Genomic DNA, 13,678 nt, shown 5'->3' on the forward strand with positions numbered 1-13,678 from the left:
AACGCAAGTGGCTGAAAAGATTATGCCCGAGGGGGTGTCCCATCATGGGACACGCCTGTCGCCCCATGGCCCGGTGATCCACCCCACCGCCCAGGTCGTGGCCTCCACCTTCGAGGCCTGGACCGAGGTCGGTGAGGGCAGCCGCGTCCTGAACTCTGCCTTCCAGGCCTATGCCTATTGTGACCGCCTGGCGGACATCGCCAACACCACCGTCGGCAAGTTCGCCAACATCGCCGCGATGACCCGGATCGGCCCGACCGACCACCCGATGGCCAACGCCAGCCTGCACCATTTCCTGTACCGGTCTGCCCACTACTGGGACGACGTGCCGGACGATGCCGGTTTCATGGCCCACCGCGCCAGCCGCCGCACCGTGATCGGGCCGGACACCTGGCTGGGCCATGGCGTGATCGTGAAGCCCGAAGTGACCATCGGCGCCGGGGCCGTCGTCGCCTCGGGCGCGGTGGTGACCAAGGACGTGGCGCCCTACATGATCGTCGCGGGCATCCCCGCCCAGCCGCTGCGCCCCCGCTTTGCGCCCGGAACGGCCGAACGGATGATGGCGCTGGCCTGGTGGGATTGGCCGCATGACCGGCTGCGCGCCACGCTGGACGATTTCCGCAGCCTCAGTGCCGAGGCTTTTCTGGAAAAGCATCAGGCCTGATCGGGGTTCACCGTCAGCGTAACCCGGTCGCCCGCAAACCAGGTGGTGCCGTATTCCACCGGCACCCCCGCGCCATCCACATTCACCGCCACCGACCGCAGCACCGGTGCCGCCGGCTGCACTTGCAGCGCCAGCGCCAGCACCGGGTCGGCCAGCCTGGCCGTCAGCCGCGTGTCCGCGCGGGTGTAGTCGGTCAACCCGCAAGCCGCCAAGGCTGCCGTCACCGAGCTTTGCCCCTCCATCGCCGCCAGCAAGCCGGGAAACCGCGCCGCCGGGAACACCGAGCGGAAGGTCGCAAGAGGTTGCCCGTCGGCCAGCGAAATGCCTTCGACCACATGCACCATGGCCCCTGCCGCAAGCTGCAGCGCCTCGGCCTCCTCTCCGCCACAGGGCCGCGTCTCAAGACGGGTGATCCGGCGCGAAGGCGCGCGGCCCGAGGCGGCCACGTTCTGGTGAAACCGCACCCGCCGGCCCAGCGCATATTCGGTGGGCCGCGCGGTCACATAGACACCCGAGCCGCGGCGGGGATGCACCGATCCGGCCTTGGCCAGCGCTGCCAGCGCATGCCGCACGGTATGGCGGTTCACCCCGAAGCGGGCGGACAGTCCGGCCTCGGTCGGCAGCTTGTCACCCGGGCGATACAGGCCCTGGGCAATCTCTTCGCGCAAGGCCCCAGCGATCGAGACCCATAGCGCGTCACGGGGCAAGGCGTTCTTCTGTCATGAAAACTTCACAACTCTCTTGTTGGTGCCGGTGTCCGGCCCGGGTATAATTTGTCTAGTTGTATAGGTTAACCGACAAGATGTCGAGGACGCGATGACAGACGCCCTGCCGACGGCCCGCAAAGAGTGGATGGCCTGCCTGGCCAAGGCCCCCGCAGCGCGGCTTGCCGCGCTGCTGCCCGACCTGCCCGCCCACGACACGCTGCGCAGCCCCGAGACCGGCGCCGTGATGGTGCGCGGGCGGGTCGGCGGCACCGGAGAGCCGTTCAACCTGGGCGAAATGACGGTCACCCGCTGCTCGGTCCGGTTGGCATGCGGCACGGTCGGCCATGCCTGGGTGCAGGGCCGCGACAAGGGCCATGCCCGCCGGGCCGCGGTGGCCGACGCGCTGATGCAGACCGCGGGCGCGGCCGACCTGCGGGCACGGGTGCTGGACCCGCTGGCCGCCGAGGCTCGGGCCGCAAGCGACATGCGCGCCGGCAAGGCCGCGGCGACCAAGGTCGATTTCTTCACGCTGGTCCGGGGAGAGGACGCATGATCGCCGACGCGCTTGCCGGTGGCTTCACCGAGGCCCCGGTGCAGTCTGCCCGGGCCTTCCGCGAGGTGCTTGAGGCCATGGCCCGGCCCGGCACGATTCACCGCGTGACCGGCGCCCGCCCGCCACTGCCGGTGTCGGTGGCCGCCGGGGTGACGCTGCTGACGCTGTGCGACGGCACCACGCCCCTGCATCTGGCGGGCGAGGCCGACACGCCGGCGGTGCGCGACTGGATCGCCTTTCACATCGGCGCGCCATTGGTTGCGGCCGATGACGCGGACTTCGCCCTGGGCCTGTGGGCGGACCTTCAGCCTGTCAGCCGCTTTCGCATCGGCCAGCCCGATTACCCCGACCGCTCGGCCACGCTGATCGTCGAGGTGGACCGGCTGGCCAACCACGGCCCTGCCCTGACCGGCCCCGGGATCGAGACGGCGACCTGGCTGAGCCTGCCCGAAACCCGCACTTTCCGGGCCAACCGGGCGCTGTTCCCCTTGGGCTTTGACACGATCTTCACCTGCGGCGACCGGCTTGCCGCCTTGCCAAGGTCAACCCGCGTGGAGGCGATCTGATGTATGTGGCCGTCAAGGGGGGCGAGCGTGCCATCGACAACGCACATGCCTGGCTGGCCGAGGAACGCCGCGGCGATCCGGCAGTGCCCGAGCTTTCGGTGGCGCAGATCCGGCAGCAGTTGCGGCTGGCGGTGAACCGGGTGATGGCCGAGGGGTCACTGTACGACCCCGACCTGGCGGCGCTGGCAATCAAGCAGGCGCGCGGCGACCTGATCGAGGCGGTGTTCCTGATCCGCGCCTATCGCACCACGCTGCCGCGTCTGGCAGCCGCAAACCCCGTCGATACCGCCGCCATGGCGGTGGATCGCCGGATCAGCGCCACCTTCAAGGATCTGCCCGGCGGGCAGGTGCTGGGCCCGACCTTCGACTATACCCACCGCCTGCTGGATTTCGCCCTGGCCGCCGAAGGCGCCGAGGTGCCGCCCGCAGCGATCGCCCCGGCCGCCCCCGGCCCGGTGCCGCATGTGACCGGGTTCCTGAACCGCGACGGGCTGATCGAGGATGCCCCGCCGTCCGACGCAACCCCGCCCGACATGACCCGCGACCCGCTGGAACTGCCCGCGTCCCGCGCCTTGCGGCTGCAGGCGATCACCCGGGGGGATGAGGGGTTTGTCCTGTCGATGGCCTATTCCACCCAGCGCGGCTATGGCCGCACCCATGCCTTCGTGGGCGAACTGCGCATCGGCCGGGTGGGGGTCGAGGTGGAAATCCCCGAACTGGGCTTTGCCGTCGAGATCGCCGAGGTCGAGCTGACCGAATGCGAGACGGTCAACCAGTTCAAGGGCAGCAAGACCGAGCCGCCGCAGTTCACCCGCGGCTACGGGCTGGTGTTCGGGCAGTCAGAGCGCAAGGCGATCTCGATGAGCCTGGTGGACCGGGCCCTGCGCTGGAGGGAACTGGGCGAGGACGACAGCGGAGCGCCGGCGCAAGACGAGGAATTCGTCCTGTACCACTGCGACAACATCCAGGCGACCGGGTTCCTGGAGCACATCAAGCTGCCCCACTATGTGGATTTCCAGTCGGAACTGGAACTCGTCCGGCGCCTGCGGACCGAGGCCGCGACGCTGCAGGAGGCCGCGGAATGACCCGTGCCGGTCAGGTTGGCCACATCACGATGCCGGCAAGGACGGCGGCAGAGGCGGCAATGACGAAAATGGTCACGAAGTCCATGATGCATCTCCTTTCGAGGGGCAGGTCGCATGTCTGAGCCCGGTTCCGGCGTCTCCGGCGCCGATGCGTACAATTTCGCATATCTCGACGAGCAAACCAAGCGGATGATCCGCCGGGCGCTGCTCAAGGCGCTGGCGGTTCCCGGCTATCAGGTGCCCTTCGCCAGCCGTGAGATGCCCATGCCCTATGGCTGGGGCACCGGGGGCGTGCAGGTCACCGCGGCCTGTCTGGTGCCGGAGGACCGGCTCAAGGTCATCGACCAGGGCGCCGACGACACCACCAACGCGGTGTCGATCCGCAAGTTCTTCTCGCGCACCGCGGGGGTGGAAACCACCGAGCACACCGCAGAGGCCACGCTGATCCAGACCCGTCACCGCATCCCGGAAACCCCGCTGCGCAAGGGGCAGATCCTGGTCTACCAGGTGCCGATCCCCGAACCGCTGCGCTTTCTGGAGCCGCGCGAGACCGAGACCCGCAAGATGCACGAGCTTGAGGAATACGGGTTGATGCACGTCAAGCTGTATGAGGACATCGCCCGGCATGGGCAGATCGCCACCAGCTATGCCTACCCGGTCAAGGTCGAAGGGCGCTATGTGATGGACCCCTCGCCGATCCCCAAGTTCGACAATCCGAAGCTGGGCGACAATCCCGCGATCCAGCTGTTCGGCGCGGGGCGCGAGCAGCGCATCTATGCCCTGCCGCCCTGGACCAAGGCGGTCAGTCTGGATTTCGACGACCACCCGTTCCAGGCCTCGAAGGCGCCGCACGACTGCGACCTGTGCGGGGCGGCGCACAGCTATCTGGACGAGGTGATCACCGATGATCGCGGGGGCCGGATGTTCGTCTGTTCCGACACCGATTTCTGCACCGGGCGGCAGGCGGCCGGGCATCGCGGGCGGCTGTCGCCGCAGGAGGGGCTGTGATGGCCGCGCTGGAAAAATCCTACGAAGATCAGGCGCTGCTGTCCGTCACCGGCCTGACCAAGCGCTACGGCCCGCGGATCGGCTGCGCGGAGGTGACCTTCGACCTTTACCCGGGCGAGGTGTTGGGGATCGTCGGCGAAAGCGGATCGGGCAAGTCTACCCTGCTGTCCTGCCTGGCCGGGCACTTGCGGCCCGACCTGGGCCGCGTCAGCTATGACGGGCGCGATGTGCTGGGCATGGCGGAAACCGAACGGCGGCGGCTGGGCCGCACCGACTGGGCCTATGTCCACCAGAACCCGCGCGACGGGCTGCGGATGGGCGTCAGCGCCGGCGGCAACGTGGGCGAGCGGCTGATGGCGGTGGGCGCGCGGCACTACGGCGACATCCGTGCCAAGGCGACCGACTGGCTGGGCCGGGTGGAGATTGCCGCCGACCGCATCGACGACCGGCCAAGCGCGTTCTCGGGGGGCATGCAGCAGCGGTTGCAGATCGCCCGCAACCTGGTGACCGGCCCGCGGCTGGTGTTCATGGACGAACCCACCGGCGGGCTGGATGTCAGCGTGCAGGCCCGTCTCTTGGACCTGCTGCGCGGCCTCGTGCGCGACCTGGGGCTGTCGGTCATCATCGTGACCCATGATCTGGCCGTGGTGCGCCTTCTGGCGCACCGGCTGATGGTGATGAAGGATGGCCGGGTGGTCGAACAGGGCCTGACCGATCAGGTGCTGGACGACCCGCAGCACGCCTATACGCAGCTTCTCGTCTCCTCGGTATTGCAGGTTTAACCCCATGATCCGCATCGAAAACCTGTCCAAATCCTTTATCCTGCACAACCAGGGCGGCGCGGTGATCCCGGTGATGACAGAGGCCTCGCTGACCGTTTCCCCCGGCGAGTGCGTCGGGCTGACCGGGCAGTCCGGAGCCGGGAAATCCACCCTGATGCGCATTGTCTACGGCAACTATCTTGCCGCCGGGGGCAGCATCCTGGTGGGGGGGGTGGACGTGGCGCAGGCGGCGCCGCGCCAGATCATCGCACTGCGGCGGCAGACGCTGGGCTATGTCAGCCAGTTCCTGCGCGTGGTGCCGCGCGTGCCCACGCTGGACGTGGTGGCCGAGCCGCTGCTGGCGCTGGGCGTGGCCCCTGCGGCCGCAAAGGACCGCGCCGCGGCGCTGCTGGCGCGGCTGAACATCCCGCAGCGGCTGTGGTCGCTGTCGCCCACCACGTTTTCGGGCGGTGAACAGCAGCGGGTGAACATCGCCCGCGGATTTGCCCACGGCTACCCCGCGCTGCTGCTGGACGAACCCACCGCCAGCCTGGACGCCGCGAACCGAGAGGTCGTGCTGACCCTGATCGAGGAGGCCAAGGCCCGCGGTGCCGCGATCCTGGGCATCTTCCATGACGAAGCCGCCCGCGCGCGGGTCTGCGACCGGCTGGTCGACGTGACCGGCTTCACCCCCCGGGCCGCGGCATGATCTTCGCGGTGGTCGGCCCTTCAGGTGCGGGAAAAGACACGCTGATCGCCGGCGCACTGGCCGCACGGCCGGACCTGCGGCTGGTGCGGCGGGTGATCACCCGGCCCTCCGAGGCCGGAGGCGAGGACTTCGAGGGAATTTCCGAACATGAGTTCGCAATGCGTCTGGCGCGGGGTGATTTCGCGCTGCACTGGCAAGCGCATGGCCTGCGCTATGGCATTCCGCTGGATCAGGTGATCAGCCCCGGCGACGTTGTCTTCAACGGCAGCAGGGCCGCGCTGCCGCTGGCGGCACAGGTGTTTCCGGCGCTGCGGGTGATCCTGATCACCGCCCCGGATGCGGTTCTTGCCGACCGTCTGGCCGCGCGGGGCCGCGAACGGCCGCAGGATGTTCGCGACCGGCTGGCCCGGGCGTCGTTTGCGCTGCCCAAGGGGATCAGCGCCACGACGATTGTGAACGATAGTTCACTCGAGGTCGGCATCGCCCGCCTGCTGGCGGCGCTTCAGCCGGTCAGCGCGTAACGGGCCAACAGATGAAAGCGTCCCGCCTCATCCTCGCCGAACAGGCACAGGTCCTGAATCAGGAACGGCTTTGGCAGCACGGGGGCGAAATGCGCCGCCAGCACCTGCGCCACCGGTCCGGACTGATCAGGCGGCAGGCGGTCGGTCAGCGTCAGGTGGAAGCGGAATTCCTCCATGACATAAGGATAGCCCCAGAGGTGCAAGAGGTCATGCTGGCGGCTGGTCAGGCGTTCGGGGCGACGGCGGATGATCTCGGCCTCGGTCGGGGGGGCGCGCAGGCTGTTGGTGCCTTCGACCACGGCGGCGGCGAGAGCCAGCAGTGCTGCCTCGCAACCCTCGGGCGTCAGGGCCAGGAACCCGTCCAGGCATTCCAGCCGCAGCCCGTCGCAGACCACGGGAGAATGGCGCGCGGCCAGGGCAGCGACGGTTTCGGCCACGGTTTCGGCCGTCACCCGCTCCGCCAGCCGGAACGGCGCCCGCAAGGTGCCGTGAAAGCCGTAGCGGGCGGGGTCGCGGGTCAGCCCGGTGGCGGGCACGGGCAGGCCCGCAAGCTGCGGCTGCGCGACCGGGGTGCCGGTGGCGGCATCCCAGCCCAGCCATTCCGCCGCGCGATCGGCAAGGCCGCCGGGGCGGGGCGCGTAGTAGACGGCAAAGCGCTTCATCTGATCCATGCCGGGCGATCTAGCGGGCCGGTGTCACACGCATGTGACGGCCCCGTGTCACTTGGCCCCAGGCCCGCACGGGCCGCAAGACAGGACTGCGCCCGATGACCGAGACGATCCTTGCCAACGCCCGCCTTGTGCTGCCCGACGAGGTGCTGACCGGCAGCCTGAAAATGACCGACGGCCGCATCACCGCCATCGACCCGGGCGGCGCCGTGCCGCCCGGCGCACTGGACTGCGGTGGCGATCTGGTGATGCCCGGCCTGATCGAGTTGCACACCGACAACCTGGAACGCCACATCGAGCCGCGCCCCAAGGTCGACTGGCCCCACGCCGCCGCCATCATCGCGCATGATGCCGAACTGGCCAGCGTGGGCATCACCACCGTCTTCGACGCGCTGCGGGTGGGATCGGTTACCTCGAACGCCAAGGCGAACTATGGCGAATACGCGCGCTCGCTGGCGGATGAAATCCTGGGCCTGCGGGCAGCGGGCGCGCTGCGGATCAGCCATTTCCTGCACCTGCGGGCCGAGGTCTGCTCGGAAACCCTGATCGACGAGCTTGAGAAGTTCGGCGCGCAGGACCGCATCGGCATCGTCAGCCTGATGGACCACACCCCCGGCGAGCGGCAGTTCCGCGATGTGACGCAACTGCGCAACTATGTCTGCGGCAAGCACGGCTTCAGCCCGGCCGAGTTCGAGGACCACGTCGCCGCGCAAAAGGCGCTGAAGGCGAAGAACGGCGCTGTGCATGAGGCCGCCGCCGTGGCCGCCGCGCGCCGCTATGGCGCGGTGCTGGCCAGCCATGATGACACCGAGCCGGCCCATGTGGCGCAATCCGCCGCCCACGGCGCGCATTTCGCGGAATTCCCGACCACGGTTCAGGCCGCCCGCGCCTGCCATGACCACGGCATTAAGGTGATGATGGGCGCGCCGAACCTGATCCGGGGCGGCAGCCATTCCGGCAACGTTGCGGCGCAGGACCTGGCCGAGGCCGACCTTCTGGACATCGTGTCGTCCGACTATGTGCCCTCGTCGCTGTTGTCTGCCGCCTTGATGCTGGGTGATATCTGGGGCGATCCCGCGCGCGGCATTGCCACCGTCACCGCCGCCCCGGCCGATGCCGCCGGCCTTGCCGACCGCGGCCACCTGAGCCTGGGCGCGCGGGCTGACGTGATCCGCGTCACCCGGGTGGGCAATGCGGGGGCCGTGCGCGGCGTCTGGGTGCAGGGCCGTCGCGTCGGCTGACTCAGCACCGTGCAGCCGTGGCAAGGCGGCGCCATGATAGAACAACTGTTCACAAACACGGACGCATAGAACTCGCGCTTGGCGCGAAGCGCTGCGAAGCCTGTGGATATCCGGCAAATGGGGCTTGGATGGACCGGCGCAACCGGCAAGGCTTGGTCAGCCTCGAATCGGCGCCGCAGGGGGTGGGGCCGGCCAGGACAAGGATGATCACCATGCAAGGGAACGCAGACCGCCTGATCCACGATCTTGCGCAATGCCCGAATGAGTCGACCTCGGGCCTGGTCGCCGACTATATCCGCCAGCGCAAGCTGTCGCATGTGGTCGGAACGCTGAACCGCGACCTGCTGCACGGCACCGAACTTCAGCGCGCCAGGGCGACGCAGGTGCTGGAGAAGATCGGGTTCCCGGTCTGACGCGAGTCCGCGGCGCGGCAGGCCGCTTCTTCCCAAGGCGACAAGTCATCTGACTGTCATCTTCCCGCGATAGCGGCGGGGCAGAGGTGAACAGATGTCAGATCCCAGGCTTGCGTCGCTGGCGCATGAGATTGCCGACCTTCGCAGGTCGATCGAAACCGACGCGGCAGAGACTGCGGGGCGCTGGCGCGGCTGGATCGAAGATCGCGCCTTTCAGCCCAGTGCCGAGAACCTGGCCCAATACCTTGCGCTGCGGCACCATGACCTGCGCACGTTGCAGCGCCGCATGATGGCGACAGGATTGTCGTCGCTGGGGCGGGCTGAAAGCCGCGTCATGCCGACGTTGATGGCGGTCTCTCGCCTGCTTGCCGCGGCAACCGGCGGCGGCGCCCCAGACACCGACCCGGCATCCGACGCCGATTTCTTTGCCGGCGAGGCGCGGATTGCCGCCCGAGCCGATGCCCTGCTTGGCGGCCTGTCGGATCACAGCGCGGTCCGTCTTATGGTCACCTTGCCGACCCAGGCCGCCGACGAGCCGCGGTTCCTGAAACGCCTCGCCGGGCTGGGGGTCGAGGCAGTGCGCATCAACTGCGCGCATGACGATGAAACCGTCTGGGCGCGCATGATCGACCAGCTGGACCGGGCCGCAAAGGACACCGGGCGGCGGATGAAGGTGATGATGGACCTGCCCGGCCCGAAGATTCGCACCGGCGACAGCCGCGACAGGAAGGGGCTTGAGCGGGTGTTTTCCGGCAACGACCTGGCCATCACCCGGCCCGGCCGGCTGGACCGGGCGCCGCAGAAGATGCCCGCCATCGAATGCACCCTGGCCGAGGCGCTGGCCGCCGTCGAGCCGGGCCACCGGGTCTACGTCGATGACGGCAAGCTGGAAACCGTGGTGCGCGAGGTCGAGGACTGGGGCGTGGTGGTGCAGGTGACCGCCGGCCCCGAGGCCAAAGGCTACAAGCTGAAACCCGAGAAGGGGGTGAACTTCCCCGACACCGAGGTCCGCCTGCCCGCCCTGACCGGCGAGGACCGCAAGCTGCTGCGCTTTGTCGCCCGGCACGCGGACGGCATCGAGTATTCCTTCGTGCAGGATGCCGAGGACGTGGCGCAGTTGCAGCAGGCCCTGGCGGCTGAGCGCCCGGATGACTGGCAGCGCATCGGCCTGGTGCTGAAGATCGAGACTCAGCGCGCGGTGCGCAACCTGCCCGACATCCTGGTGCGCGCCGCGGGGCGCCAGCCGACCGCGGTGATGATCGCGCGCGGCGACCTGGCGGTCGAGATCGGTTTTGCCCGGCTGGCCGAGATGCAAGAGGAAATCCTCTGGCTCTGCGAGGCCGCGCAGGTGCCGGTGATCTGGGCCACGCAGGTGCTGGAGAGCTTCCTGAAGACCGGCGTGTCGTCACGCGGCGAGATGACCGACGCGGCCATGGCGGCGCGGGCCGAATGCGTGATGCTGAACAAGGGACCATTCCTGTTCGAAGGCATCGAACTGCTGGATCGGCTGCTGGACCGGATGAGCGGCCACATCAGCAAGAAGACGCACCGGCTGCGGCCCCTGCGCAGCTGGTAGGCGTCCTACAGGCTGAGCCGGCGCATGTGCCAGACCTGCACCGCGACGCGCGGCAGGGGCACGGTGGCGAAGATGTCGCGCAGCATGCGCAGGTCTGCCACAATCCCGGCCAGCCGCCCGCGCTTGGCGTGCTTGTACGGGCTGTCGACGCCGGGCCAGCGCACCACGGCGATGCGGGCGCGAGCCGCGATCCAGACCGCGTTCATCGCCACCTCAAGGCCAAAGCGCGGCAGTGCCGCCATCGCTGCGGGGCCGGGCAGCAGGCGGCGGGGCACCACCCGCTCACCCGAGATGTAGTCAAGGCCGATCAGCCGCCACGGCAGCGGCGCGTTGCGGCGCAGGCTGATCGACACCTCGGCCTGCCCGGTCAGCACCGGCCGGATCAGGCCGGTCAGCTGGGCCGGGGTCAGGCCCAGCAGGTCGCTGTCCAGAAACAGCAGCAGATCGTGCCGCGCGGCCTGCACTCCGGCGGCGATGGCGGCACTTTTTCCGCCATTCTGCGGCAGCGCGATCAGCCGCACCCCGGCAAAGCCCGCCACCACTGCGGCGGTGCCATCGGTCGAGCCGTCATCGACCACGATCACTTCGTCGATCAGCGGGTGGCCCCGGACGTTGCGAAGAACCGCGCCGATGCGCGGGGCCTCGTTGAAGGCCGGGAGGATGCAGCTCAGTCTTGCGGGCATTGCGGTCTCCGACGCATCCAGATCAGCCCCAGGCCGACCAGGACCAGCAACAGCACAAATGCGCCCCGGCTGAGCCAGAGGTCGATCTGCGCATAGGCGTCGCCGGCGAACCAGCCCAGTGCCATCAGCGCGGCGGTCTTGGGCAGTGCGGCCAGCAGGTTGAAGGCCAGGAAGGGCAGCACCGGCATCCGGGCCAGGCCTGCCGCCACCAGCACCGCCGCGCCGACCGAATGGGTCAGCTTGGCCACCACCAGCGTGCGCCCGCCGTGCCGGTCGAAATGGCGCGCCAGGGCCTCGGTCCGGTCCGGCCCCAGGCCCAGGCGGTGCCGCCAGGGCAGCGGCACCCGGCCAAGACCGCGGCGGCCCAGCAGGTAATGGCCCAGATCGCCCAGCAGATCGCCTGCCAGCAGCACCAGGGCCAGGGGCACCAGATCGAACGCCCCCTTGCTGGCCAGGACCGCCGCCAGCACCGAAACGATGGGCCCCTCGATCGCCGAGGCCAGGGCAACAATCCACAGGCCATGTTCGCCGAGGCTGCCGATCCAGGCCTCAGGCGGGATCACGCACGACCTCCATCGCGGTGCCGCGCCAGTCAAAGCCGCGCCGCGCCCAGGTGGCCAGCCACAGCGCCGGCAGCAGCAGGTCGCGCAGCCCCATCGCGGCAAGATCTCGCGGCCCGGCGGGCCAGCCCGCGGCGCGCGACAGCGCCAGTTCCGCCCCGTACCACAGCGCCAGCAGCGGCAAGAGCCAGACCGCGGGGGCAAGGCTCAGCAGCAGCAGCGCGGGCGGCAGGGCGCCCAGCAGGATTTCGGCCGCGAACAGCGCCGGGAAACCGTCACGCCGCACCCGCGACCAGCGCAACTGCCTGTCCCAGACCGCGCGCAGGCTGCGCCGCCCCACTGGTTGGGCGAAGATCTGCCGCGTCAGACGCACCTTGCGGCCGCCGGCCCGCACGATCTTGGTAAAGGCCACGTCCTCGGCCAGATCGCGCCCCAGCGCCGCAAGGCCCCCTGCCGCATCCAGCCAGGCCTTCTCGACGAACAACGTCTTGCCCTGGGCAAAGCCCAGGCCAGCACTGTCGGCGGCCAGTTGCCAGCGCGCCTGAAAGCCGTTCAGAAAGGCGCATTCCAGCGCGCCCCACAGATTGCCCGGCCGGATGCCCGCCGGCGGGCTGGTGACCAGGCCGCAATCCGGCGTCCAGGCGTCCCACAGGTGGTCAAGATAGTCGGGCGGCAGCAGCAGGTTGGCATCCGCCATCGCCACATGGCTGCCTGTCGCCGCCGCCCAGCCCTTGATCAGGTTGTTCAGCTTGGGGTTGGCGGTGATCCGGTCCTCTCCGACCAGAAACCGCGCCTTCCGATCGGGATGGCGCGCGATCATCGCCCGCACCGCCGCGCAGGCCGGGTCATCCTCGTGCGCGGCGCAGAAGATGATCTCGCACCCCGGATCGTTCAGCCGGAATGAGCTTTCCAGCGTTTCCAGGTCGAAGGCATCGACGCCGCAGACCGGCCGAAGCAGTGTGATCGCAAGCGGCCTTTGCGGCGCTCTTGGCTGGCGCGGACCTCTGCGCGAGGCGGCCAGAGCCGCCGTGGTCAGGTGCAGGCCGGACAGGACGGCCAAGGCCGAAGCGGCGATCAGCGTCATGCCGCGCACTCCTGCGCTTGCGCCCTGACTTGCGCCTCGGCTGCCCATTCCAGAAGCTGCAAGCTGCCGTCTTCGGTCTCGCCCAGGGCGGTGAGGCTGTCCACCCAGTCGCCGCAATTGGCATAGGCGGTTCTGCCGTGGTCGCGCAGCGCGGCGCGGTGGTAGTGGCCGCAGATCACCCCGTCATGCCCGCTGTCGCGTGCCAGCCGCACCAGGCGCTGCTCAAAGCCGTTGCCAATCAGCACCAGCGCGTTCACGCCTTGCCGCAGCAGGTCAAGCAGGCCCTGTTCGGCCGGGCTGCCGGTCGCACGCAAGAGCGCCCGGTCCAGCCGGCGCAGCGCGGCCTCGATCCGGCTGCCAAGCCGCGTCAGCAGGTGCCACTTCAGAAAGCGTGAGTCGCACTGGTCGCCGTGCAGCACCAGGTAACGCCGGCCGTCCGCCGCCACATGGGTCATGCTGTCGTGCAACTCGAAGGCGCCCTGAAGCAACCGGTCGCCAAGCCCGACGAAGTTGCGCATCGCGGCATCGTGGTTGCCGGGCAGGTAGACCACCCGCGTGCCCTTTGCGGCCCTGGCGGCCAGGTCTGCCAGGATCGCGTCATGGGCCGGCGACCAGACCACCCGCCCGACATGCCAGATGTCGAAGATGTCGCCGACCAGATAGATCGTTGCGCAATCGGTCTGGCACAGGAATTCCAGGAACTCGCTCGCCCGTGCCCCGCCGCTGCCCAGATGCAGGTCCGAGACGAACAGGCTGCGCAACCGGCGCCGCCGCGCCGCTCCGGGCTGCACCGGCGGCCCGGTGTCGGGCTGCGGGTGACCGTCCGCCTGTCGGCGCTGTGCGGTGCGGCTGAAAGCTGTCCACCAGTGCCGGGATCCG

At 69.3% G+C, this 13,678-nt stretch carries 17 protein-coding genes; 11 read left to right on the forward strand and 6 right to left on the reverse strand.

All coding sequences use genetic code 11. The annotated features are described in order from the left end of the window. Positions 1-22: 22 nt before the first annotated feature. A complete protein-coding gene (locus LHP98_RS16755; protein ID WP_227253784.1) occupies positions 23-664 on the forward strand; it encodes a chloramphenicol acetyltransferase in 642 nt (213 codons plus the stop codon). Here LHP98_RS16755 and phnF read toward each other — a convergent pair. Continuing rightward, positions 655-1,371, reverse strand: a complete 717-nt coding sequence (gene phnF / locus LHP98_RS16760) for a phosphonate metabolism transcriptional regulator PhnF (protein ID WP_227253706.1) — start codon at positions 1,369-1,371, stop codon at positions 655-657. The two genes, LHP98_RS16755 and phnF, sit on opposite strands and share 10 nt — an antisense overlap. A gap of 109 nt (positions 1,372-1,480) precedes the next feature. On the opposite strand from phnF, the gene phnG reads away from it, so the two are divergent. The 7 genes from phnG (at position 1,481) to phnN (ending at position 6,574) form a co-directional block, all read left to right on the forward strand. Then, complete coding sequence (gene phnG, locus LHP98_RS16765) at positions 1,481-1,924, forward strand: phosphonate C-P lyase system protein PhnG (protein ID WP_227253707.1); 444 nt, start codon at positions 1,481-1,483, stop codon at positions 1,922-1,924. Next, on the forward strand, positions 1,921-2,490 hold the full coding sequence (gene phnH / locus LHP98_RS16770; protein ID WP_227253708.1) for a phosphonate C-P lyase system protein PhnH: 570 nt from the start codon (positions 1,921-1,923) through the stop codon (positions 2,488-2,490). The genes phnG and phnH overlap by 4 nt, the downstream gene beginning before the upstream one ends. Beyond that, the gene (locus tag LHP98_RS16775; RefSeq protein WP_227253709.1) at positions 2,490-3,575 is read left to right on the forward strand and encodes a carbon-phosphorus lyase complex subunit PhnI; all 1,086 of its coding nucleotides are present in this window, start codon (positions 2,490-2,492) and stop codon (positions 3,573-3,575) included. Before phnH ends, LHP98_RS16775 begins: the two co-directional genes overlap by 1 nt. Positions 3,576-3,689: 114 nt before the next feature. Further along, positions 3,690-4,583 (forward strand): alpha-D-ribose 1-methylphosphonate 5-phosphate C-P-lyase PhnJ, encoded by an 894-nt coding sequence (locus LHP98_RS16780; protein WP_227253710.1) that lies wholly within the window; start codon positions 3,690-3,692, stop codon positions 4,581-4,583. Further along, complete coding sequence (gene phnK, locus LHP98_RS16785; protein WP_227253711.1) at positions 4,583-5,365, forward strand: phosphonate C-P lyase system protein PhnK; 783 nt, start codon at positions 4,583-4,585, stop codon at positions 5,363-5,365. Before LHP98_RS16780 ends, phnK begins: the two co-directional genes overlap by 1 nt. Before the next feature lie 4 nt (positions 5,366-5,369). Beyond that, positions 5,370-6,053, forward strand: coding sequence for a phosphonate C-P lyase system protein PhnL (gene phnL, locus LHP98_RS16790; protein WP_227253712.1), 684 nt, complete (start codon positions 5,370-5,372; stop codon positions 6,051-6,053). Next, entirely contained in the window at positions 6,050-6,574 is a 525-nt protein-coding gene (gene phnN, locus LHP98_RS16795) for a phosphonate metabolism protein/1,5-bisphosphokinase (PRPP-forming) PhnN (protein ID WP_227253713.1), read from the forward strand. Before phnL ends, phnN begins: the two co-directional genes overlap by 4 nt. On the opposite strand, the gene LHP98_RS16800 is transcribed toward phnN, so the two are convergent. Continuing rightward, positions 6,556-7,245, reverse strand: a complete 690-nt coding sequence (locus tag LHP98_RS16800; RefSeq protein WP_227253714.1) for a DUF1045 domain-containing protein — start codon at positions 7,243-7,245, stop codon at positions 6,556-6,558. The genes phnN and LHP98_RS16800 overlap by 19 nt on opposite strands. 95 nt (positions 7,246-7,340) lie before the next feature. Here LHP98_RS16800 and LHP98_RS16805 point away from each other — a divergent pair, with 95 nt between their 5' ends. The 3 genes from LHP98_RS16805 to LHP98_RS16815 all read left to right on the forward strand — a co-directional run bounded on the left by LHP98_RS16805 (position 7,341) and on the right by LHP98_RS16815 (position 10,472). Next, positions 7,341-8,483: an alpha-D-ribose 1-methylphosphonate 5-triphosphate diphosphatase gene (locus LHP98_RS16805; protein WP_227253715.1), complete on the forward strand. Its 1,143-nt coding sequence runs from the start codon at positions 7,341-7,343 to the stop codon at positions 8,481-8,483. A 212-nt stretch (positions 8,484-8,695) separates the two neighbouring features. Beyond that, the gene (locus LHP98_RS16810; protein ID WP_227253716.1) at positions 8,696-8,896 is read left to right on the forward strand and encodes a hypothetical protein; all 201 of its coding nucleotides are present in this window, start codon (positions 8,696-8,698) and stop codon (positions 8,894-8,896) included. A gap of 94 nt (positions 8,897-8,990) precedes the next feature. Continuing rightward, positions 8,991-10,472 (forward strand): pyruvate kinase, encoded by a 1,482-nt coding sequence (locus tag LHP98_RS16815; RefSeq protein ID WP_227253717.1) that lies wholly within the window; start codon positions 8,991-8,993, stop codon positions 10,470-10,472. 5 nt (positions 10,473-10,477) lie between these two features. Here the strand turns inward: LHP98_RS16815 and LHP98_RS16820 are convergent, their stop codons facing one another. From LHP98_RS16820 to LHP98_RS16835, 4 genes are read right to left on the reverse strand one after another with little or no spacing between them, the layout of a single operon-like run. Then, the gene (locus tag LHP98_RS16820; RefSeq protein WP_227253718.1) at positions 10,478-11,155 is read right to left on the reverse strand and encodes a glycosyltransferase; all 678 of its coding nucleotides are present in this window, start codon (positions 11,153-11,155) and stop codon (positions 10,478-10,480) included. Further along, positions 11,140-11,718: a DedA family protein gene (locus LHP98_RS16825; protein ID WP_227253719.1), complete on the reverse strand. Its 579-nt coding sequence runs from the start codon at positions 11,716-11,718 to the stop codon at positions 11,140-11,142. Before LHP98_RS16825 ends, LHP98_RS16820 begins: the two co-directional genes overlap by 16 nt. After that, complete coding sequence (locus tag LHP98_RS16830; RefSeq protein ID WP_227253720.1) at positions 11,705-12,799, reverse strand: ceramide glucosyltransferase; 1,095 nt, start codon at positions 12,797-12,799, stop codon at positions 11,705-11,707. Before LHP98_RS16830 ends, LHP98_RS16825 begins: the two co-directional genes overlap by 14 nt. Further along, positions 12,796-13,590 (reverse strand): UDP-2,3-diacylglucosamine diphosphatase, encoded by a 795-nt coding sequence (locus LHP98_RS16835; protein ID WP_227253721.1) that lies wholly within the window; start codon positions 13,588-13,590, stop codon positions 12,796-12,798. Before LHP98_RS16835 ends, LHP98_RS16830 begins: the two co-directional genes overlap by 4 nt. Positions 13,591-13,678 lie beyond the last annotated feature (88 nt).

The organism is Rhodobacter sp. Har01, assembly GCF_020564565.1.
Classification (GTDB): domain Bacteria; phylum Pseudomonadota; class Alphaproteobacteria; order Rhodobacterales; family Rhodobacteraceae; genus Pseudogemmobacter.

Coding starts and splice junctions, on each gene's coding strand:
- LHP98_RS16755 (WP_227253784.1), top strand. CDS start 23: ATGCCCGAGGGGGTGTCCCATCATGGGACACGCCTGTCGCCCCATGGC.
- phnG (WP_227253707.1), top strand. CDS start 1,481: ATGACAGACGCCCTGCCGACGGCCCGCAAAGAGTGGATGGCCTGCCTG.
- phnH (WP_227253708.1), top strand. CDS start 1,921: ATGATCGCCGACGCGCTTGCCGGTGGCTTCACCGAGGCCCCGGTGCAG.
- LHP98_RS16775 (WP_227253709.1), top strand. CDS start 2,490: ATGTATGTGGCCGTCAAGGGGGGCGAGCGTGCCATCGACAACGCACAT.
- LHP98_RS16780 (WP_227253710.1), top strand. CDS start 3,690: ATGTCTGAGCCCGGTTCCGGCGTCTCCGGCGCCGATGCGTACAATTTC.
- phnK (WP_227253711.1), top strand. CDS start 4,583: ATGGCCGCGCTGGAAAAATCCTACGAAGATCAGGCGCTGCTGTCCGTC.
- phnL (WP_227253712.1), top strand. CDS start 5,370: ATGATCCGCATCGAAAACCTGTCCAAATCCTTTATCCTGCACAACCAG.
- phnN (WP_227253713.1), top strand. CDS start 6,050: ATGATCTTCGCGGTGGTCGGCCCTTCAGGTGCGGGAAAAGACACGCTG.
- LHP98_RS16800 (WP_227253714.1), bottom strand. CDS start 7,245: ATGGATCAGATGAAGCGCTTTGCCGTCTACTACGCGCCCCGCCCCGGC.
- LHP98_RS16805 (WP_227253715.1), top strand. CDS start 7,341: ATGACCGAGACGATCCTTGCCAACGCCCGCCTTGTGCTGCCCGACGAG.
- LHP98_RS16810 (WP_227253716.1), top strand. CDS start 8,696: ATGCAAGGGAACGCAGACCGCCTGATCCACGATCTTGCGCAATGCCCG.
- LHP98_RS16815 (WP_227253717.1), top strand. CDS start 8,991: ATGTCAGATCCCAGGCTTGCGTCGCTGGCGCATGAGATTGCCGACCTT.
- LHP98_RS16820 (WP_227253718.1), bottom strand. CDS start 11,155: ATGCCCGCAAGACTGAGCTGCATCCTCCCGGCCTTCAACGAGGCCCCG.
- LHP98_RS16830 (WP_227253720.1), bottom strand. CDS start 12,799: ATGACGCTGATCGCCGCTTCGGCCTTGGCCGTCCTGTCCGGCCTGCAC.